A 20,205-nucleotide genomic window follows, 5' to 3' on the forward strand; every position below is an offset into this window, starting at 1 on the left:
AGCCTCTTCCAGGGGGCTCCGGCGCCGGGACGACCACCACAAACTCGGCTGCGCCGGATGTACGCGCGCCACTTGTCGGTGGTCGTTGGCATTTTCGGGGGCGATTTGCCGCTGTTTTCCCGTCTTACCGAAGGTGTTTGGGCTTGCCCGCCTTGGCAGCGGATGAGGCTGCGGCTATACGCTGGCGCTCATGAATGACGTCATCAAGCCGGGCCCCGAAACCCCGTCGCAGGCCGCTGGTTTGCCGCTACTTTCGGTGGTCGTCCCGACCTTCAACGAACGCGACAATGTCACGGTGCTGTACCGGCGGCTCGACGCGACGCTGAAGGACGTGCCCTGGGAAGTCATCTTCGTCGACGACAATTCGCCCGACGGAACCTGGGATGTGGTGCGTGGCCTGGCGCGGCAGGATTCCCGCGTCCGCTGCATCCGCCGCGTCGGCCGGCGCGGCCTGTCCGGCGCCTGCATCGAGGGCATCCTGGCGTCCAGCGCGCCCTTTGCCGCCGTGATCGACGCCGACCTTCAGCATGACGAGACCCAGCTCCCGAAGATGGTGGCGCTGCTCAGGAACGGCGAGGCCGAGCTCGTGGTCGGCAGCCGCTACATCGAGGGCTACCGCACCGAGGGCTTCAACAGCCAGCGTGCCGGCGCCAGCGCCTTCGCAACCGAGATCGCGCGCCGCGCCCTCAACGTCGAGATCGCCGATCCCATGAGCGGCTTCTTCATGATCCGCCGCGACCGGTTCGAGCAGCTCGCGCCGCAGCTCTCGACGCAGGGCTTCAAGATCCTGCTCGACGTGGTCGCGACCGCGCACGGCAAGCTGCGTGCAGTCGAGATCCCCTATACGTTTGGCTCCCGCCAGCATGGCGAGAGCAAGCTCGATTCCATGGTCGCGTTGGACTTCCTCGGTCTCGTGCTGGCCAAGCTGACTCACGACGTGATCACGCTGCGCTTCATTCTGTTCGGGATGGTCGGCGCGCTCGGCCTGCTCGTGCATCTCGCGGCGCTCTTCATCGCGCTGGAACTGTTCAAAGCCCCGTTTGCCGAGGCGCAGGCCACCGGCGCGATCGTCGCCATGACCAGCAACTTCATCCTCAACAACTTCCTCACCTATCGCGACCAGCGGCTGCAGGGCCTTGGGATCGTGCGCGGCCTGTTGCTGTTCTATCTCGTCTGCAGCGTCGGCCTGCTCGCCAATGTTGGCGTCGCGTTCTCGGTCTACGACCAGGAGCCGATCTGGTGGCTTGCCGGTGCGGCCGGCGCGCTGATGGGCGTGGTCTGGAACTATGCGATGTCCGGGCTGTTCGTCTGGCGCAAGCGATGAACCCGAACGAGGCGCGGCTCGTCCCCGGCACCGTTCTGGTGGTTTGCGCGCTGGTCGTGTTGCGACTCGCGGCGGCAGCGTGGACGCCGCTGACCTTCGACGAAGCCTATTACTGGATGTGGTCGAAGGCGCTGGCCGGCGGTTACTACGACCATCCGCCGATGGTGGCGGTCGTGATCCGGCTCGGCACGATGATCGCGGGCGACACCCCACTCGGCGTGCGGCTGGTGTCGATCCTGCTCGCGCTGCCGATGAGCTGGGCGATCTACCAGTCGGCGGCGATCCTGTTCGGCGGCCAGCGTGTCGCCGTGAGCGCCACGATCCTGCTCAACGCCACACTGATGGCGGCCGTCGGCACGTTGATCGTGACGCCGGATGCGCCGCTTCTGGTCGCCGCGAGCTTCCTGCTGTTCTCGCTCGCGAAGGTGCTGGAGAGCGGCCGCGGGGCGTGGTGGCTGGCTGTCGGTGCCAGTGCAGGCGCCGCGCTGCTGTCGAAATATACCGCGTTGTTCTTCGGGCCGGCGATCCTGATCTGGCTTGCAATGGTGCCGAAGCTGCGGCGCTGGTTCCTGTCGCCCTGGCTCTATCTCGGCGGTGTTGTTGCGCTTGCGATGTTCGCGCCCGTGATCCGCTGGAATGCCGATCATCATTGGGTGTCCTTCATCAAGCAAATGGGCCGCGCCCGGATCGAGGATTTCAGGCCGGTTTTCATCGCCGAGCTGATCCCCACACAGATTGGGTTCGCGACGCCGCTGGTCTTCATCCTCGGCGTGATGGGCCTCTACGCATTCTACCGGCGGCGCGCCGGCACTTCGCCGGCGCGGGTGCTCGTCAGCACGATGTTCTGGACCATCGTCGTCTATTTCACCTGGCACGCGCTGCATGCGCGGGTCGAGGCCAACTGGTTCGCTCCGGTTTATCCCGCCTTCGTGGTCGCGGCGGCCGTCGCGGCGATCCAGGTGCAATGGGCGCCGCGCGAGCAGCGCACCGTCGATTTCTGCCGACGCTGGGCGGCGCCCGTTGGTGTCGTGCTATTCGTGCTTCTGATCGTGCAGGCCAACACCGGCATGCTCTCGGGCTACCGTCGCGATGCCACGGTCCGCAGTGTCGGCGTCGGCTGGTCCGAGCTTGCGCGTGAGATCGAAGCGGCGCGGATCCGCGCTGGCGCGAACTGTGTTCTGGCGCCTGATTACGGCACCACCGCCTGGCTCGCGTTCTATCTCCCGAGGGGAAGCTGCGTCGCGCAGCAGGGCCAGCGCATCCGCTGGGTCAACATGCGGGAGCCGGACCCGGCGCAACTCTCCGGCAAGCTGCTCTACGTGCATGAAGTCGGGCAGAGCGTGCCGTCGTCGGTGCGCGACAACGTCGCGCATATCGAGACTATCGCCGAGGCCAAACGCAAGCGCGGACCGCTCGTGATCGAGACCTACTCGATTGACGTGCTGGAAGGAACGAAAGGCGACGTGCTCGATCGCTCCCCGCCACCGGAACTGGAATAGAAATCATTGTCATCGATGTCGGATCGTCTCGCTCCTATACGTCTTCAAGGGAGCGTGTCAACCAAGCGAGGTTCCATCATGACCGGTTCCCTCAAGCCTGCCGCTGAGCTCGCCAAGACCAACACCACACGCTTTCCCAATGAAAGCGACGCGTATCGCCGCGCCCGTCAGGCGCTCCTCGCCGAGGAGGTCGAGCTTCGCCGCCACATCGAGCGCGTCGCCGAGTTGCGCCGTGCTCTGCCGCCGGGCGGCGAGGTGACGAAGGCCTATCAGTTCATCGGCGAGTCCGGCCAGGCATCGCTGGCCGATCTGTTCGGCAATAAGCAGACGCTCATCATCTACAGCTACATGTTCGGTCCGCAGCGCGAGAGGCCGTGTCCGATGTGCACCTCGTTCATGGGGACATGGGAGGCGAAGCTGCCCGACATCGAGCAGCGCGTCTCCTTCGTCTTCGTGGCGCGTTCGCCGATCGCGCGGCTGATCGAGGCGAAGGCCGCGCGCGGCTGGACGCACCACAAGGTCTATTCGGATGCGTCGGGCGACTACACGCGCGACTATGTCAGCAAGGATGATGCCGACGTGCCCGGCTACAACGTCTTCTGGCGGCGCGGCGGCACGATTCGTCATTTCTGGGCCGGCGAGATGGGGCCCGGTACCACTGATCCCGGCCAGGATCCGCGCGGCGCGCCGGATATGGATCCGCTCTGGACCATTCTCGACACCACGCCTGAAGGACGCGGTACGGACTGGTATCCGAGACTTGGCTACTGAAGAGACTGTTCTTGCAAAATCCCCGCATGAGTACGGGGCGATAGGCAACGAAATTCTCCCTGCTGCGAGCCCGGAGATGGCTCGCCGCAATGTCCCATGATGGGACAAGATTCCGCACCTGCCATCCCAATCTGATCTTAAAAAAGCCCCATGCCACAGGCACTTCCGGCGTTGCAGGGGATCGCATCCAGTTAAGTCGCATTTAACTAAAAGTCGCCTTAATGGCCATCCGCGCCCCTGCGAGATGCTGAGCCGAAACATCATTCGGCGCCAAGTCAAGCGAGGGACGAGGTGGAACTGTTTCGGGCGGGCGTATGAGTACGAGTGCGATTGCGTATGGCATTGCGGCGCCGAGCCGCAGGAAATCTCCTCGTAAGACCCTCCCTCAGAATTTTCTGGGAAGCGCCGCAGTCGCGGGCCTCGTACTTGGCTGCGCCTGGACCGTCTATGCCAATATCTTCGCGGCGAACGTCTTTCCGTCGGTGAACAGCGCGGCGTTCGATGCGCCGGTGACGCGGCAGCCGGTTGCCGTCGCGGTACGGCCCGCGCCGCCGTCGTTCAATGAGGTGTTCGCTGCGCTGACGCCGCCGCCATCCTCGTCCGTCAGAATGGAGACTGCGAAGACCGAGGCCGCGCCGCCGCCGCTTATGTTTAACGAAAGGTTTGCGGCTGCCTCGCCGCAGGGCGAGCCGTCCCGCGTCATCGCTGACGCTGCGCCGCAGACCGATGCGGTCAAGCCGGTTGCTGCTGCGCCGAAGGTTGCTGAAGCTCCGAAGCCTGCCGCTGCGCCAAAGCTTGCCGAGGCCTCCAAGCCGGTTGCCGCTCCGAAGACGGTCGAGGTCGCGAAGAAGGAAGCCGCGGCCAATCTGCAGGTCGCGCTCAATGCGCCCGTATCGATCTCGGTCGAGGCCAAGCCCGTCGAGGCGAAGCCGGCTCCGAGATCCGGTGTCACGGTGCGTGACATGGCCGCGCGCGCCAAGGCCGCGGTGATGTCGATCGCATCGAGCGAACGCCAGACCATGGTCGAGAAGCTGTGGGGCAAGCGCGAGTCGAGCGGCGGACTGCTGTCATTCGCGTCGGCCGACGCCAATGTCACCGGCAGCATTCCCTCGACGCTCGACCAGAACCCGATGCTGGGCGGCTCGCCGCCCTATGATCGCCAGACCGCGGTCTACGACGTGTCTGCCCACACTGTTTACCTGCCTGACGGCACCCGGCTCGAGGCGCATTCCGGCCTCGGCTCCCGGCTCGACGATCCGCGCTCCTCGCACATGAAGATGGTCGGCGTTACGCCGCCGCACATCTACGAGCTGAAGCCGCGCGAAGCCTTATTCCACGGTGTGCCGGCGCTCCGCCTCAATCCGATCGGCGGCGAAGGCAAGATCTTCAATCGCGTCGGCCTGCTCGCGCACACCTTCATGCTGGGTCCGAACGGCGATTCGAACGGCTGTGTTTCGTTCAGGGATTACTACGCGTTCCTCGACGCCTATCGCAACAAGGGCATCCGCCGTCTCGCGGTGCTGGCGAAGATCCAGTAGGTCACGCAGTCTTCACGCCGAGCGCATCCATCTCCTCGAGCAGCGCCTCAGCCAATCCCTTCTGCCGATCCGGCAGTCGGCGGTGCCGCGCGGCCTGCTCGAGTGCAAAGGTCGCCTGCATGTGAATGCGGAAATGCGCGGCGTTCTGCTCGACGCCGCTACCGTCCTGATTGTCGCCAAACACCACCTCGTGACAGCGCGCCACCGAGCGCGACGTGAAGGCGCGGCAGGACAGTGGGCGGACCTCGTAGACCGTGCAGCGATTGTCGGAGCCGAGCAGGGGGCAGGGCCGCCGCAGCCTGGCGGGATCGGGCACCGCGTGAGCCGCGGCGGCGGCAGCTTCCAGCCGCTCGCGCAAGGACGCGCGCTCGGCCGGTGTGAAATGTGCGGCGATGTGCTCGGCCATCACAGCGGCCGTTCCGGGCGGCACCTGGACATAGAGGTGACAGCAGGCCGCGCAGCCGCTGGCGCACGCCAGCGTCGGCTGGTTCGGGATGTCGCGGCGAAAGCCGGCGGCGGCGGCATCGGCGATGGCTGTCGCATCGCGCGCCGCATTGGCGATGCCGTCGGCACGTTCGAGCGCGACGCCAAAGGCGCCGCGGAGATTGTCGAAGATGCCCTCGTAGCGGCCGGAAAGCGACCGCATCAAGGTGCCGACTTCGGCAATATCGTCAGAGATGAAGTCGATGGCGTCCTGTGCGCTCATGCCGCTGATCCTTTTCGTCCTCCTCTATAGGTTGCGAATCAGCCGGACGTCACGACCATTGCTGACCGTGGTGTAACGGATGGAACGCCTGTCGCACCGGTGCGATCTGGAACTCAGGGCCAGTGTTGCTATATTCATGAGAATTGACAGGGCGAATCCCCGGTCAATCCGGCGCGAAGCGAACGGGTCCCGCTATGCATTTTGAAACGCCTCCGACCTTCGCTTTCGAGACCTTCGTCGACGCCGACGCGGCGGTCAGCCGTCTGGAGGAGATCTACGAGCGCAATACGCGCTTCCTGCGCGATCGCTTCGAGGCCTATGTCAGCGGTGGTGCGCTGACGACGCGGGTGCGCGCCTGCTATCCGCTGGTGCGCATCACGACCTCGTCCCATGCGCGGCTCGATTCAAGGCTTGCCTACGGCTTCGTCGCTGGGCCGGGGGTGCACGAGACCAGCATCACGCGGCCGGATATCTTCCGCACTTACCTCACCGAGCAGATCGGGCTGCTGATCAAGAACCACGGCGTACCGGTCGAGATCGGTGAGTCCGGCGAGCCTATCCCGATCCATTTCGCCTATCGGCGCGACATCAACATCGAGGCGGCGCTGACCATCGCCGACAGCTCCGCGTTCACCCGCTCGCTGCGTGACGTTTTCGATACGCCCGACCTTGCCGCGATGGACGATGCGATCGCCGACGGCACGTTCGAGCTGACGCCGGGCGCGTCCGAGCCGCTGGCGCTGTTCCGTGCGGCACGGGTCGATTACTCGCTGCGCCGGCTCTATCACTACACCGGCACGGATCCGGAGCACTTCCAGAACTTCGTGATCTTCACGAACTACCAGTTCTATGTCGATACCTTCGCGCAACTGTGTCAGCAGCGTCTCGCCGCGGGCGAGATCGGTCCCGAAGCCTTCGTCGCACCCGGCAACGTGATCACGTGTAACGCGCGGCTTGGCGGCGGCACCACCGGGACCGCGCCGGAGCGGGCGCCGCAAATGCCCGCCTTTCATCTGGTCGAGCCCGGTTATCGCGGCATCACGCTGATCAACATCGGGATCGGCCCGTCGAATGCGCGGAACGTCACCGATCACGTCGCGGTGCTCCGGCCGCATGCGTGGCTGATGATCGGGCATTGCGCAGGGCTTCGCAACACGCAGCGGCTCGGCGACTACGTGCTGGCTCACGGTTATGTCCGAGAGGATCACGTGCTCGATCACGAGCTGCCCCTGTGGGTGCCGATCCCGGCGCTGGCCGAGATGCAGGTCGCGCTCGAGGAGGCGGTTGGCGAGGTGACCGGGCTGACCGGCTTCGAGCTCAAGCGGCTGATGCGCACCGGGACGGTGGCCAGCGTCGACAATCGCAACTGGGAGATCAGCGGCCCGCAGGTGATCCGGCGGATGTCGCAGTCGCGCGCGATCGCGCTCGACATGGAATCGGCGGCGATCGCCGCCAACGGTTATCGTTTCCGCGTTCCCTACGGCACGCTGCTGTGCGTCTCCGACAAGCCGCTGCATGGCGAGATCAAGCTTGCCGGCATGGCGAGCGAATTCTACCGCCGCCGTGTCGGCCAGCACCTCGAGGTCGGCCTCAGGGCGCTCGAACGGCTCAAGCAGCAGGAGTCCGAGCGCCTGCATTCGCGCAAGCTCCGTAGCTTTGCCGAGGTCGCGTTCCAGTAAGGCCTACGCCGCCAGCGTCTTGCGCAATGCTGCCTCGATTCCGATGGCGGCCTTGACCTGCGGCCGCGCCTGCATGCGCGCATGATAGGCTGACAGAGACGGCCATTGTGCGACGTCGATGCCCGCGGCGCGGAGCAGCAGCAAGGCCCAGGTGAGATGCGCGTCAGCGACCGTGAAGCGGTCGCCGACCAGGAATTCGCGGTCGGCAAGGTGTGCGGAGGGTACCGACAATGTTTGTCCGATCCTGGCGCGCGGCTTGGCGAGCGAAGCATCGTCCTTGTACCAGAAGGTCGGGAACAGGAACGCCTTGTGGATCTCGGCGCCGATAAAGCTCAGCCACTCCTGCAGGCGATAGCGATCGGGATCGCCGGGCGGTGGCGCGAGGCCGATCTCGGGCTTGCGGTCGGCGATATACTGCAGCACCGCGGCACTCTCGGTCAGGTGTTGACCGTTCTCCAGCACCAGGACGGGCACGGCGCCTTTCGGCGAAACGCTGCGGAAATCGCGGTCGTCATCGGCGACCTTCTTGGTCCAGATGTTGGCGAGGTGATAGCGCGCCTCGATGCCGGCCTCCATCAGCGCGATACGGCTGGCGAGGGAGCAGGCCATCGGAAAGAAATAGAGCTGCAGCATCGCGCACTCCGTCACTTCAGGACATCGCCGCGCGCGACGATCGCAAAGCGGTCGGAGAGCTCCGCGAGCGCGACCTCGTGGATTGTCCGAGCGTCAAGCGTCCCGCCGCGCCCGTCGGGCAGGTCGCGCGTGGCGCAGCTGTCGGCGTCGATCGTGGTGCGGAAGCCGAGATCAAGCGCGGCGCGGGCGGTGGAGCTGACGCACATATGCGTCATGAAGCCGGCGAGCACGAGCTCCTTGCGCCCGGTCGCGGCCAGCTGCGCGTTGAGGTCGGTGCCGGCGAACGCGTTCGGCAACTCCTTCTCGATGACCGCTTCGCCCGGCCGCGGCGTGAGCGACGCCACGATCGCGCCACGCTCGGCGCTGCGGTCGAACAGGCTGCCGGGCCGTCCCCGATGTGCGATGTGGAAGATCTTTGCTCCTGCCTCGCGGGCGCGGCCGAGCAGGGCGCTGGCGCGTGTGACTGCGGCCGCGGCGTCAGGCAGCGCGAGAGGGCCTGCCAGATATTCGTTCTGGAGGTCGATCAGCACCAGGCAGGCCTCGCCGAGGCGAGGCGGGTTCGGATCGGCGCCGGCAAGCTGCAACAGGGTTTTGGCCGAGGTCATGGCTTTCAGGATCTCCCGGAGATGTGATCCGCCAAACATAGCGCTCCGGCCGCCTGCCGATATGCAGGGATATTGCAGCCATTGGCTGCGTTATTGCAGGCGCCGCCGGCGCGATGTAGCCTCGTCGCATGAACTGGGATGACCTTCGCATCATCGCCGCCGTCAGGGACGAGGGCACCTATGCCGGCGCCAGCGCAAGGCTGCGCATCGACGAGACCACGGTTGGCCGCAGGCTGGCGCGCATCGAGCGCGCACTGGGCCTGCGCCTGTTCGAGGCCATCGACGGGTTGCGGAGGCCGACGCGGCAATGCGAGATGGTGCTGGCGCATGTCCAGGCTATGGCCACCCATGCCGACGAGATCGGCCGCATTGGCGCAAGCCTGCCGGGGCCGGTGGGCCGGCTGCGCATCGCCTCCACCAACGCAGTCGCCGAAGAGGTGCTGGCGCCGCGCGCGGCCGAATTCCTGGAAACGCATCCCGGCGTCACCTTGCAACTCCTGACCTCGAGCGAGAACGTGAAGTTCTCGCGATGGGAGGCCGACCTCGCGATCCGCCTGCGCAAGCCCGACAAGGGCGACTTCGCGATCTCGAAGCTCGCCGAAGTCAGGCTGTATTTTTTCGAGCCGGCGGCGGCGGCCGAGCGCGAGCCGGTGGCGTGCGTCTATCCCGACGAGCTCGAGGGCATTCCCGAAATGCAGTTCCTGCGCGCGCGGCGGATTCGCGCGCGCTGCGTCACCGACAATGTCCGCGTCATCCGCACGCTGATCCAGTCGCATCGTGCCGCCGGCGTCTTGCCGGAGCACAGTTGCGCGCCGCTGCTTGCCGACCGCCGGCTGCGCGCGACGCTGCTGCCGAAGCGGCGCGACGTCTGGCTCCTGGTACAGAATCATCTCAAGCGTGACGCCGCCGCCCGCGTCACCATAGAGTGGGTGCGCGCCTGCTTTCAGGACGCTGCGCGCGGGTGATGCGCACAAATTCCGCCATTACGGGCGGGCCGCGGCGCCGCACCCTCGCGAAAAAATCTTGCGCACCCTCTTGCAACCCGAAGCTGCTTCGTCTATTAGCGCGCTCCTTCGCTTTGGACTCGGGTTCGGGCTCGTGAGATCCCGGCCGGCGCGTGCCGCGATGCGGTGTCGTGTTCCGCCAGAACGAAGTGCAGGATCAAGCTCATGGCGAGCATCGGGAGAAGCCCGAAGGATCGGTTCGATTCCGGTATCTTGCTCATCGAAGGATAGCTCAGTTGGTTAGAGCAGGTGAATGATAATCATCGGGTCGCGGGTTCGAATCCCGCTCCAGCGCTCCGTTTCAGCCTGAACAGCTGATACCTCTGACGAGGACCGGACGCGCGCTTCAGTCGCAGTCCGGTCGTCTTGCCGCAAGGCTTTTCGTCCGAACATCGACACTGTGAGACCGGCTCTGCGCCGCGGTGGATACCGCTTGCGCTGATGCCGGGTGGCTCCGCTCGGCCGCGCGATATTTGTCGCGCGAACGCGCGCGTGCGCCCGTCATCAGGCGAGCTCAAGCCACGGCCCGCAGGCCTGACAGGAAGCCGCGTTCGCGTCCTCACGTCCTTTGCGAACTGAAACCCGCTCTTCGGTCCACGGGCCGGACGGCAAACAAAAGGAAGTGTGCCATGACTCTAGATAGGACCTGGCATGTCCTGACGACCAACGTGACGGTGAAGGATGGCGAGCGCGCATTGCTCACGCGCAACGGCCGGCTCGAGCGCGTGCTCGTGCCCGGACGTTACAGCCTGTTCGATCCCCTGCATTCGCTGAAGGCCGAGCTATTCAGCGTCGTGCGGAGCGAATTCCCCGCGGATCGCTACGCGGTGATCAAGGCCGCTCGGCCTGATCTCGCCGTTGAGCTGTTCGAGGCGGTCGAGACCGGGGCGAACGAGGTCGCAATCGTCAGCCTCGACGGCCGACCCGTTCAGCTGATGACGCCCTGGCAGGTGCGCGTCTACTGGAAGGTTGCGACCGCAGTCGGCGTCGAGCGCATCGACGTGGCTGAGGATCCCCGTGTGACGGCGCGGCATCTGGCGATGATCCAGCCCAACCGGGCCGGCGTCATCACCGAGGCCGTGGTCGAGAACCACGAGGCCGGCCTGCTCACGGTCGAAGGCAAGCTGGTCGAGCGGCTCGCGCCTGGCCGGCACGCGTTCTGGATCGCGGGCCGCAAGATCGAGGTGAAGCGCCTCGACCTGCGTCCTCAGGCGATCGAGGTCACTGCGCAGGAGATGCTGACCAGGGACCGCATCGCGCTGCGCGTGACGCTGACCGCGTTCCGCCGGATCGTCGATCCCGAGCGGGTCGTGGCCACGGTGCCCGACGTGGATGCGTGGCTGTACCGCCTGGTGCAGTTCGCGATCCGCGAGGCGGTCGCCGGGCGCACGCTCGACGAGGTGCTGTCGGCCAAGGCGGCGCTGGATGCGGAGCTTCGGCAGTATGTCCGCGACCGCGTCGTGGACTCCGGTGTCGAGGTCACTGAGCTCGGCGTGAAGGACGTGATCCTGCCCGGCGAGATCCGCGAGCTCGTCAACAAGGTGGTGGAGGCGGAGCGGGTGGCGAAGGCTAACCTGATCCGCCGCCAGGAGGAGACCGCGGCGACGCGTTCGCTCCTGAACACCGCCAGGCTGATGGAGGAGAACCCTCTGCTGCTGCGGCTCAAGGAGCTGGAGTCACTCGAGCGCCTGGTCGAGAAGGTTGGCCGCATCGACCTGCATGCGGGCGACGGGCAGGGCCTCGATGCCTTGCTCACCGGACTGGTCCGCCTGAAGGCGCCCGAGAGCGCATGAAACAAGAAGGGCCGCCCACGGGCGGCCCTTCGTCACGCTTTGCGGCTTGAGCATGAACTGCGCGCGATCGTTTCGCGCGTGTCGCGAGGGAAAACGCTTCGTGCTTTTTCGGATAATGCCTCAGACGGTGCCGAACATCTCGATGCCCGAGACCAGCGTTGCCTTCACGGCTCCGAGCTTTTCGATTTCCTCGGCAATGGCGATGGTGGCGGCGGCACTGACGCCGGTGATCACGCTGACATAGTCAACTTCCGACCCGCGGGTCGAGAAGAGCCTGCATTGACCGCCCGCTTTTTTAACAATCTTGGTGACGTCATTTGCGCCGCGCTTCCATGCCGCCACACTTTGCGACCGGCCTTTTTCGGTGCGGGTGATGAGGTAGAAATACGTCATCTCATCCTTCGGCGCCTTCGCGCCCTTCTGAAGCCGAAACATTATTGGTTCCTCCAGTATGATTTTGTTCGCGAGACGGACCGATACAATCGAACCAGATGCGGAGCCTGTCAATATTGGTTGAATTGATGCTGTGCCACAATTTGGACCGACGTTCGCATCGGGCAGACCGTCGGGAATTTCGTCCAGCTCCGGCCATCGGGATGATTACGACGCGCGGCCTTCGAGCAACGCGCGAGCGTCCCGGAGATCAGGTGAGTCGAGCCCTTCGGTGAACCACGCATAGATCGTGGCGAGCAGGTCCTCGGCTTCGGCCTGCCGGTTTTGCCTGCGCAGCAGGCGCGTGAGGCCGGCCGCCGCGCGCAGCTCGAACGGCTTCGCGGCCTGCAGGCGGGCGACTTCGATCGCATGACGATAGCTTTGCTCGGAGGCGGCCTGATCGCCGATGGCGTCGAGCAGACTGCCCCGCAGCCGATGCAGTTCGGCCTCGCCGAACCGTTCGTCCGTTGCCTGCATGATCTGTTCTGCTTCGGCAAGGCAACTCAGCCCGTCGGCGGGCCTCTCGAGTGCTGCATAGGTGCCGGCGCGCATCATCAGAAGGTCCGGCGTGCCGGTCACGGCTCCGGTCGTCTGGATCGTCTTGGCGGCCTGCTCGATCAGCGACAGTCCTTGCAGCGGTTGTCCGGCGAGGGTCAACGACACCGCCCGATACCCCATTGCCCATCCCCGGTGCAGCGGAAAGCCGCGCTCGGTCGAGAGGGCGAGCAACTCCTCTTCATGCTGCCGCAGGTCCGGCGAGTCGATGAAGCGCTCGACCGGGCGAGCCGTGAGCAACACGTCGGCGAGCGTCTGGGGATGATTGAGCCGGCGAGCCTCCGCCAATGCCTCGTCCAGCCGTGTCCGCGCCTGGTCCATGTAGCCGAGCGTGGCGAGCGTCCAGGCAAGGTACGTGAGCGTCATCGCGTAGGGGTCAGACCACGATACCCAGCTGCGATGCGCGGGGTCGGCCAGGCCTTGGCAGCGTTCCAGCAATTCGCGGGCAATGCCGAATTCGCCCAGGAAGAGGCGGGTGCGCCCGTTGGCCCAGCGGCCGACCAGCTGGGCCGAGATATCGTTGCGTGCCTCGCCGACCCGCTCAAGCTCCTCCGCGAGCTCGAGCGCGCGCCGATGTTCGCCGCGCACCCGGTGGAACGTCGACTGGCCGAGGATCACCGGCCAGAGGTACCGCGGCTGGTCGAGTTGCTCGGCGAGGATTCGTGCGCGACCCAGCGTCTCGCCGACTTCGGGCGCCGAGTAGCCCTTCATGGCCATCTGCGCCAATCCCAACGCCAGCTGCAGGTCGAGTTCCTGCTTCTGGCGTGCAGCACCATCCCGCACGCTGCCCAACGCGTCGAGCCCTTTTCGCAGCTGGGCGGTGGCTTCGATCATGGCCGCTCGGGCAAGCGCTTGCTGGCCGGCCTTGAGCCAATAGGCGGCCGCCTTCTCGGCCTGTGCGGCCTCCGCGCAGTGCCGGGCGAGCAACGCAGGCTGCGTGGCGACGATCTCCGGGAACTGCGCCTCGAGAGCCGCTGCGATGCTGCCATGGACCCGCTGACGAACGCCGCGGAGCATCGTGCCGTAAGCCGTATCCTGCACCAGGGCATGCTTGAACGTATACTCGGCGTCCGGCGGCACGCCGCGCCGGAAGATCAACTCGGCGCTCTCGAGTTGCTGCAACGTCTCGTCCAGCACGTCCGGCGCCAGGCCGGCAACCGCGCTGATGAGTTCGTAGGAGAACTGCCGTCCGATCGCGGCGGCGATCTGTGCCACATTGCTCGTGCTGGCGAAGCGATCGAGCCGAGCCAGCAGCGATTCCTGGAGCGAGGTGGGAATGGCGAGCTGGGTCACCGGCGCGGTCGCGACGTAGCGGTCATCCTGCTCGACCAGTGCGCCGCTTTCCACCACGGCCTTGGTCAGCTCTTCGACGAACAGCGGTACGCCGTCGGTTCGCTCGGTGATCTGGTCGGCGATCTCCTGGGGCAGGTTCTTGCGTGCGGTCAGATGCGCGATCATCTCGCTGCAGTGCCGCCGCTGCAGGCGATCGAGACCGACCGTGGTCACCTGGGGGCGAGCCGACCAGGTCGGAATGAAATCGGGGCGGAACGTGGCGATTGCCAGCAGCGGCAGGGCCGGAGCGCGATCCATGATCTGCTCGAACAGTTCGAGCGACGTCGGATCGGCCCAATGGATGTCCTCCATCAGCAGCAGCACCGGTCGGTGCATCGCAAGGCCTTCGACCTGCGCGATCAGCGTCTGCAGCGTCCGCTCCTTGCGCTTTTGCGGCGTGAGATCGAGCGTCGGATAGCGTCCGGTGTTGGGAATGGACAGCAGGCCGGCGAGCAGCGACATGGCCTCGCCGCGGTTGCCGTATTCAAGCGCCAGCGTTGCCTCCAGCTTGACGAGGCGCTGCTCGTCCCTGTCGTCGCGTCGAAAGCCCGCCGTCCGTTCAAGTTGCGTGATGAACGGATAGAGCGCCGTGTGCTGGTGGTAGGGTGAACAGAACTGACGCACCGGCGTGTGCAATTGATGGCCCAGCTGCTCCAGAACGGTCCGTGCGATTCGCGATTTGCCAATGCCGGCTTCACCTGACAGCAGCACCACCGAGCCGTGTCCGCGTTGCACCTCGCGCCAGCGGCGCATCAGCAGGTCGAGTTCGTCATAGCGGTTGACCAGCGGCATCGTGCTGGCGCGCAGCGCCTCGAAGCGGCTTTCGGTGGCGCTTTCGCCGAGTACGCACGATGCCTCGACGGGCTCGTCGAAGCCTTTCAACGTGAGGGTCCCGAGGTCGCGATATTCGAACAGGCCGCCGGTCAGGCGCCGCGTGCTTGCGGAAATCACCACCGTGCCCGGCTCGGCCAGGGTCTGCAGCCGGGCGGCAAGGTTGGGGGTCTCGCCGATGACCGCTTGTTCCTCCGCGAGGCCGGCCTTAAGCAGGTCGCCGACGACGACAAGGCCGGTCGCAATGCCCACGCGGACCTGCAACGCAGCATCTGCGGGCGTCACGAGTCTCGGCACGGCTTCAACGAGCGCCAGGCCGGCCCTGACGGCGCGTTCGGCCTCATGCTCGTGGGCTTGGGGATAGCCGAAATAGGCCAGGACGCCATCACCCATGTAGCGGGCAATGAAACCGCTGGCGTTGACGATAATGTCGGTGCAGCAACGCTGGTAGGCGGTGATGACCTCGCGCAGGTCTTCGGGATCAAGCCGCGTGGAAAGGGCGGTCGATCCGACGAGGTCGCAGAACATGATCGTCAACTGGCGTCGTTCGGCCGTATCATGCCTGCGAGCTGACGCGGCCGGCTGCGCCGTGGCCGGCGCGGCGCTCGCCTCAGGGGTCTGAAGCTTCGCAACAGCGCGCAGAAACTTGCGGCGATGCCCGAGCAGCATGCCGAGCTTTTCCAGATCCCCGTCCGTCAGATCCGGAACGACGCCGAGATCGACCGCGTTCTCGCGAAAGATCTGCGCGTACCGCTCCAGGCCGATGCTTTGAAGCCAGCTCTCGATTTCCAACGCGGGGCCTCTTCGCGGTTGCGGCTTGCGGTTTGTGACGAATTCCGGGGCCGGATTTCGCTTCGAAGGTACTCAGAATTCACGCCGACATGGCGGCAGGAACGAGGGCATTCCGAAGTCCGTTGTAGATTTGCCGTCGCCATCAGTCAAAACGCATCTCGGCCGGCGGGCACGGCACAACCGTCGATCGCGGTACCTCGGGACCACGGCCCAAACATAAACCCCGGCATTTCTGCCGGGGTCTTGCATTTGGTGGGGGCCTTGGGATGGGCCGGACCTTAGAAGTCCATGCTGCCCCATGCCGCAGATCGAGGTGAGGCGCCTCGACCCGCGTCCCGAGGCGATCGAGGTTACGGCGCTGGAGATGCCGACCAAGGATCGCATCACGCTGCGCGTGACGCTGACCGCGTTCCGCCGGATCGTCGATCCCGAGCATGTGGTGGCCACGGCGCCCGACGTGGATGCGTGCCGTACCGCCTGGTGCGATTCGCGATCCGCGAGGCGGAGCCCGGCATCCTTGCGAATGTTCGGTTGCAGGCCCGCCGTAGCGGGGCACCGCCAAGGCACAATGTGCATATCGTGAGACCGCGGGCTCTCGAAACAGAAGGTGCCACTCCGGACAGATTGCGGTATCGTTTGTTCGCCGTGGTCCGAAATTAGGCTAGCCGTCAACCCGTCGGTGGAGCCAATGCAGCAGATTGCGGAATGGCTCGACAAGCTGGGGCTTGGGCAATACGCGCTGCGTTTTGCCGAGAACGGGATCGACATTGATGTTCTTCCTGAGCTGACGGATGAAGACTTCGACAGGCTCGGGGTTCTGCTCGGCCATCGCCGGAAAATGCTGCGCGCGATCGCCGATCTCAGCCAAGCCGAGCTGATTGCCGCGCCGGTTTCACCGCACGATGCCGAGCGGCGCCATCTCACCGTGATGTTCTGCGACCTGGTGGGCTCGACGGCCCTGTCGGCGCGTCTCGATCCTGAGGACATGTGGGAGGTGATCCGCGCCTACCGCGCGGCCTGTGCGCGGGTGATCGCGACATACGATGGCGTCGTTGCCAGATTTGTCGGCGATGGGATACTCGCTTATTTCGGCTATCCCCGTGCTCACGAGGATGACGCGGAGCGCGCGGTGCGCGCCGGCCTCGACGTCATCGCCGCAATCGGCAAGCTCGAGACCCGCGCCGACGAGGGAGCCGCGGTGCGGATCGCGATCGCGACCGGGCTTGTCGTGGTCGGCGACCTCGTTTCCGGCGGCGCGTCGGAGGAGCAGGCGTCGGTCGGCGATGCGCCGAACATCGCCGCACGGCTGCAGGGCCTGGCGGAGCCCGGCGTGGTCGTTGTCGCTGCCTCGACACGCCGGCTACTCGGTAATCTGTTCACACTTCGCAACCTCGGCCGCCGCGAGGTCAAAGGCATCTCCGAGCCGATCGCGGTGTGGGCCGTCGAAGGCGAGCCTGCATCGGAGAGTCGTTTCGAGGCGGTGCGCACCGCGCGCTCGATCGGCTTCGTCGGCCGCAAGGCGGAAATCGAATTTGCGCTGTCGCGCCAGCAACTGGCGTGGCAGGGCCAGGGCCAGGCGGTGCTGATATCGGGCGAAGCGGGTATCGGCAAATCGCGCATCGTGGCAATGCTCTCCGACAGCCTCGCGTCCGCGACACACCGCCGTGTGCGGTACCAATGCTCGCCCTATCACAGTAACAGCGCGCTGTACCCTTTCGTCGCCCAGCTGGAGCGTGCCGCTGGGATCAGGTCGGAAGATGCGCCGGAGCAGAAGCTGGACAAGCTCGAAGCCATGCTGGCACTCGGCACGCAGCAGGTTCCCACCGTGACACCGCTGATCGCGGCGCTGTTGTCGATCCCAACCGGCGACCGCTATCCGCCGCTCGGCCTGAGCCCGGCACAGCAGCGGCGGCAGACATTCGCAGCGCTGCTCGATCAACTCGAGGGTCTCGCCCGGCAACAATCGGTGCTTGTCGTCTGCGAAGACATGCATTGGGCCGACGCCACGTCGCTCGAACTGCTCGACCTCGCGGTCGACCGGATCAGGGGACTGCCGATCCTCATGCTCATGACGTTCAGGCCAGAGTTCGAGCCGCCGTGGGCGGGGCTCGCCAATGTCAGCCTGCTGCGGCTCGATCGGCTTGACCGGCAGGACACGCGCGCGTTGATCGAACAGGTGACCGTCGGTCGATTGCTCCCAGGCGAAATGGTGACGCAGATCATCGAGCGGACGGATGGCATCCCGCTGTTCGTCGAGGAACTGACCAAGATGGTCATGGAGTCGGGGCTTCTCGTCGAGAATGCCGGGCGCTATCGCCTCGACAATCATATGCCGCCGCTTGCGATTCCGGCGACGCTGCACGACTCGCTGATGGCGCGGCTTGACCGGCTGGCGCCGGTCAAGGAGGTGGCGCAGATCGGTGCAGCGATAGGCCGTGATTTCTCATATGCGCTGCTGCGCAGCGTGGCCGGGCGCGATGATCTGACGCTTGCCGCGGCGCTTGCCCAGCTCGAACAGGCCGAGTTGTTGTTGCGCCGGGGCACGCCGCCGGATGCAAGCTACAGTTTCAAGCACGCGTTGGTCCAGGAAGCGGCTTACGAAAGCTTGCTCAAGAGCCGCCGGCAATTGCTCCACAAGCTTATCGGCGACGCGCTGCGCGACAAGTTTGCAGAGATCGCCGAGATCGAGCCGGAAGTCGTTGCCTACCATTTCACCGAGGCAGGGCTCGGCGAGACGGCGTTGGCGTGGTGGCGCAAGGCGGGTCAGCAAGCGCTGAAGCGCTCGGCCTATTGCGAGGCGATCGCACATCTCGGCAAGGCGGTCGCCATCGCCGATGAACTGCCCCACGAGCCGGCTCGGATGATCGGCCGGCTCCATCTGCAAATCGCCTATGGTCGCGCGCTGCGGGGCAGTCTTGGTCACAGCGCCCCAGAGACGGTATCTGCCTGGACGCGCGCCCGGCGGTTCGCCGCTGACATCGATGATCCAATCGAATTGGCGCCAATCCAGTCGGGCCTCTTCAACGCCTGCTTGACCCATGGCGAGCTCGCGCCGATGCGGGAGCTGGCGGAGGCGATCATGAGCGCGGCGGAACGGCATCCGGAATCGCCGGTCGCGACCATCGTCGCGCGCTGGACCAGCGGGGTGACCTGCTGGTTCGCGGGCGATTACCTGAACGCTTGTATCCATCTCGAGCAGGCATTCGCGGCCTATACCACCGAGCGGGATCCGGCGACCTTCAAGGCCTCGACGCTCGACCTGCCGTTCGTCATCATGAGATTTCTGGCCCTGGTGCTTTGGCCGCGTGGCGAGATTGATCGGGCCCGTCAGCTCGCGGACGCAGCGGTGAGCATCGCCGGGGAACAGCGCGCGCTCGCACGTGCCAATGCGCTGGTTCACAAGGCCGTTTTCGACGGGCTTTGCGGCAGCAGGTTGCGGCAGACCGAGACGATCCTTGCCCTTGGCCTGGCGCAGGACCACACGATGCCGCTCTATGTCGCCGCCGGCACCTATCTCAATGGTCTGGCGAAGTGGCGCGCCGGCGACCGAGCGGCAGGTTTCGCGGAGATGCAGCGTGGCTGGACGTTGCTTCACGAGAACGACTGCTACCTCTGTGAGCCGTTCTGGGGATTGCAGATCGCCGTGGCGAATGCTGAGGCCGGGCATGTGGAGGCGGGGCTCGACCTCATCAATGAACTGATCGACGCGACGGAGCAGTCCGGGCAGCACTGGTTGGATGCCGAGCTATACCGCGTGCGGGGTGAGCTGTTGTCGCGTCGCGACGCCCCTGACATTGCCGGGGCCGAACATGCCTTCCACCGCGCCCTGGAGATTGCTCGAAGGCAACGGACGAAGACGTTCGAACTGCGCAGCGCGCTCGGCGTTGCACGCCTGTACGCCCGCCAGGGCCGGGCGGACGCGGTGCCGGAGGTGCTTGCGCCGGTTCGCGCCTGCTTCGATGCGGAGCAGGATCTCGACGAGATCAGGGACGCCGACGCGCTGCTCATCGAGGTGGATCGGACGGCCCGCCGCTCTCGTGCATCCTGACGGACGACGGCGGCGAGAAAACAAAAACCCCGGCATCGCTGCCGGGGTTCTGCATGTCGTGAATTGCCTTGAGAGGCCGGGACCTTAGAAGTCCATGCCGCCCATGCCGCCGCCCGGAGGCATCGCGGGGCCGCCAGCGTTCTTCTTCGGCAGCTCGGCGACCATCGCTTCCGTGGTGATCAGGAGCGCCGCAACCGAGGCAGCGTTCTGGATCGCGGTGCGCACGACCTTGGTCGGGTCGATGATGCCCTTCTTGACGAGGTCGGCATATTCGCCGGACTGGGAGTCGAAGCCGTGGTTGTAGGCCTTGTTCTCCAGGATCTTGCCGACGATGACGGAACCGTCTTCACCGGCGTTGATCGCGATTTGGCGGGCCGGAGCCGACAGCGCCTTGCGCACGATCTCGACGCCGGTCTTCTGGTCGTCGTTCTTGGTGCGCAGGCCCTTGAGCTGCTCAGAGGCACGGAGCAGGGCGACGCCGCCGCCCGGGACGATGCCTTCCTCGACAGCCGCGCGGGTCGCATGCATCGCGTCGTCCACGCGATCCTTGCGCTCCTTCACCTCGACCTCGGTCGCGCCGCCGACGCGGATCACCGCGACGCCGCCGGCGAGCTTGGCGAGACGCTCCTGCAGCTTCTCACGGTCGTAGTCCGAGGTGGTCTC

General features: G+C 65.7%; 14 protein-coding genes, 1 tRNA gene and 1 pseudogene. 10 read left to right on the forward strand and 6 right to left on the reverse strand.

Going from position 1 to position 20,205, the window contains the following annotated elements; translation table 11 throughout:
• Nucleotides 1–190: 190 nt before the first annotated feature.
• From JQ586_RS24590 to JQ586_RS24605, 4 genes are all read left to right on the forward strand, one after another.
• Nucleotides 191–1,324 (forward strand): glycosyltransferase family 2 protein, encoded by a 1,134-nt coding sequence (locus tag JQ586_RS24590; RefSeq protein WP_212397191.1) that lies wholly within the window; start codon nt 191–193, stop codon nt 1,322–1,324.
• Nucleotides 1,321–2,823, forward strand: a complete 1,503-nt coding sequence (locus JQ586_RS24595) for a glycosyltransferase family 39 protein (RefSeq protein ID WP_212397192.1) — start codon at nt 1,321–1,323, stop codon at nt 2,821–2,823. The genes JQ586_RS24590 and JQ586_RS24595 overlap by 4 nt, the downstream gene beginning before the upstream one ends.
• A gap of 78 nt (nt 2,824–2,901) precedes the next feature.
• Nucleotides 2,902–3,594 carry a DUF899 family protein gene (locus tag JQ586_RS24600; RefSeq protein ID WP_212397193.1) on the forward strand — a complete coding sequence of 231 codons (693 nt, stop codon included), beginning with the start codon at nt 2,902–2,904 and terminating at the stop codon, nt 3,592–3,594.
• 314 nt (nt 3,595–3,908) lie between these two features.
• On the forward strand, nt 3,909–5,132 hold the full coding sequence (locus JQ586_RS24605; protein ID WP_212397194.1) for a DUF2778 domain-containing protein: 1,224 nt from the start codon (nt 3,909–3,911) through the stop codon (nt 5,130–5,132).
• 1 nt (nt 5,133) lies between these two features.
• Here JQ586_RS24605 and JQ586_RS24610 read toward each other — a convergent pair whose 3' ends face one another.
• A complete protein-coding gene (locus JQ586_RS24610; RefSeq protein WP_212397195.1) occupies nt 5,134–5,838 on the reverse strand; it encodes a YkgJ family cysteine cluster protein in 705 nt (234 codons plus the stop codon).
• A 194-nt stretch (nt 5,839–6,032) separates the two neighbouring features.
• On the opposite strand from JQ586_RS24610, the gene JQ586_RS24615 reads away from it, so the two are divergent.
• Nucleotides 6,033–7,517 carry an AMP nucleosidase gene (locus JQ586_RS24615; protein ID WP_212397196.1) on the forward strand — a complete coding sequence of 495 codons (1,485 nt, stop codon included), beginning with the start codon at nt 6,033–6,035 and terminating at the stop codon, nt 7,515–7,517.
• Nucleotides 7,518–7,520: 3 nt separating this feature from the next.
• Here the strand turns inward: JQ586_RS24615 and JQ586_RS24620 are convergent, their stop codons facing one another.
• Together JQ586_RS24620 and JQ586_RS24625 are read right to left on the reverse strand one after the other, a co-directional pair.
• On the reverse strand, nt 7,521–8,150 hold the full coding sequence (locus JQ586_RS24620) for a glutathione binding-like protein (protein WP_212397197.1): 630 nt from the start codon (nt 8,148–8,150) through the stop codon (nt 7,521–7,523).
• A gap of 11 nt (nt 8,151–8,161) precedes the next feature.
• The gene (locus tag JQ586_RS24625) at nt 8,162–8,755 is read right to left on the reverse strand and encodes a cysteine hydrolase family protein (protein ID WP_212397198.1); all 594 of its coding nucleotides are present in this window, start codon (nt 8,753–8,755) and stop codon (nt 8,162–8,164) included.
• Between the two features lie 128 nt (nt 8,756–8,883).
• Here JQ586_RS24625 and JQ586_RS24630 point away from each other — a divergent pair, with 128 nt between their 5' ends.
• From JQ586_RS24630 to JQ586_RS24640, 3 genes are all read left to right on the forward strand, one after another.
• On the forward strand, nt 8,884–9,720 hold the full coding sequence (locus tag JQ586_RS24630; protein WP_212397199.1) for a LysR family transcriptional regulator: 837 nt from the start codon (nt 8,884–8,886) through the stop codon (nt 9,718–9,720).
• A gap of 264 nt (nt 9,721–9,984) precedes the next feature.
• Nucleotides 9,985–10,050 (forward strand) — tRNA-Ile (locus JQ586_RS24635).
• A 338-nt stretch (nt 10,051–10,388) separates the two neighbouring features.
• The gene (locus JQ586_RS24640; protein WP_212397200.1) at nt 10,389–11,552 is read left to right on the forward strand and encodes a slipin family protein; all 1,164 of its coding nucleotides are present in this window, start codon (nt 10,389–10,391) and stop codon (nt 11,550–11,552) included.
• 120 nt (nt 11,553–11,672) lie between these two features.
• Here JQ586_RS24640 and JQ586_RS24645 read toward each other — a convergent pair whose 3' ends face one another.
• Nucleotides 11,673–11,987 carry a hypothetical protein gene (locus JQ586_RS24645; RefSeq protein WP_212397201.1) on the reverse strand — a complete coding sequence of 105 codons (315 nt, stop codon included), beginning with the start codon at nt 11,985–11,987 and terminating at the stop codon, nt 11,673–11,675.
• Nucleotides 11,988–12,152: 165 nt separating this feature from the next.
• Nucleotides 12,153–15,494 (reverse strand): AAA family ATPase, encoded by a 3,342-nt coding sequence (locus JQ586_RS24650; RefSeq protein ID WP_212397202.1) that lies wholly within the window; start codon nt 15,492–15,494, stop codon nt 12,153–12,155.
• Nucleotides 15,495–15,798: 304 nt separating this feature from the next.
• On the opposite strand from JQ586_RS24650, the pseudogene JQ586_RS24655 reads away from it, so the two are divergent.
• Nucleotides 15,799–15,998: pseudogene (locus JQ586_RS24655) on the forward strand (slipin family protein); the annotation flags it as partial.
• Nucleotides 15,999–16,182: 184 nt separating this feature from the next.
• Nucleotides 16,183–19,542 (forward strand): adenylate/guanylate cyclase domain-containing protein, encoded by a 3,360-nt coding sequence (locus tag JQ586_RS24660; protein ID WP_212397203.1) that lies wholly within the window; start codon nt 16,183–16,185, stop codon nt 19,540–19,542.
• A gap of 84 nt (nt 19,543–19,626) precedes the next feature.
• Here the strand turns inward: JQ586_RS24660 and JQ586_RS24665 are convergent.
• The coding region (locus tag JQ586_RS24665; protein WP_283815479.1) for a TCP-1/cpn60 chaperonin family protein at nt 19,627–20,205 on the reverse strand (579 nt) is incomplete at its 5' end.

It is taken from the genome of Bradyrhizobium jicamae, from assembly GCF_018130215.1.
Classification (GTDB): Bacteria; Pseudomonadota; Alphaproteobacteria; order Rhizobiales; family Xanthobacteraceae; genus Bradyrhizobium; species Bradyrhizobium jicamae_A.

Bases quoted from the DNA above. Each gene is read 5' to 3' on its own strand.
- JQ586_RS24590 (WP_212397191.1), top strand. From the start codon at position 191: ATGAATGACGTCATCAAGCCGGGCCCCGAAACCCCGTCGCAGGCCGCT.
- JQ586_RS24595 (WP_212397192.1), top strand. From the start codon at position 1,321: ATGAACCCGAACGAGGCGCGGCTCGTCCCCGGCACCGTTCTGGTGGTT.
- JQ586_RS24600 (WP_212397193.1), top strand. From the start codon at position 2,902: ATGACCGGTTCCCTCAAGCCTGCCGCTGAGCTCGCCAAGACCAACACC.
- JQ586_RS24605 (WP_212397194.1), top strand. From the start codon at position 3,909: ATGAGTACGAGTGCGATTGCGTATGGCATTGCGGCGCCGAGCCGCAGG.
- JQ586_RS24610 (WP_212397195.1), bottom strand. From the start codon at position 5,838: ATGAGCGCACAGGACGCCATCGACTTCATCTCTGACGATATTGCCGAA.
- JQ586_RS24615 (WP_212397196.1), top strand. From the start codon at position 6,033: ATGCATTTTGAAACGCCTCCGACCTTCGCTTTCGAGACCTTCGTCGAC.
- JQ586_RS24620 (WP_212397197.1), bottom strand. From the start codon at position 8,150: ATGCTGCAGCTCTATTTCTTTCCGATGGCCTGCTCCCTCGCCAGCCGT.
- JQ586_RS24625 (WP_212397198.1), bottom strand. From the start codon at position 8,755: ATGACCTCGGCCAAAACCCTGTTGCAGCTTGCCGGCGCCGATCCGAAC.
- JQ586_RS24630 (WP_212397199.1), top strand. From the start codon at position 8,884: ATGAACTGGGATGACCTTCGCATCATCGCCGCCGTCAGGGACGAGGGC.
- JQ586_RS24640 (WP_212397200.1), top strand. From the start codon at position 10,389: ATGACTCTAGATAGGACCTGGCATGTCCTGACGACCAACGTGACGGTG.
- JQ586_RS24645 (WP_212397201.1), bottom strand. From the start codon at position 11,987: ATGTTTCGGCTTCAGAAGGGCGCGAAGGCGCCGAAGGATGAGATGACG.
- JQ586_RS24660 (WP_212397203.1), top strand. From the start codon at position 16,183: ATGCAGCAGATTGCGGAATGGCTCGACAAGCTGGGGCTTGGGCAATAC.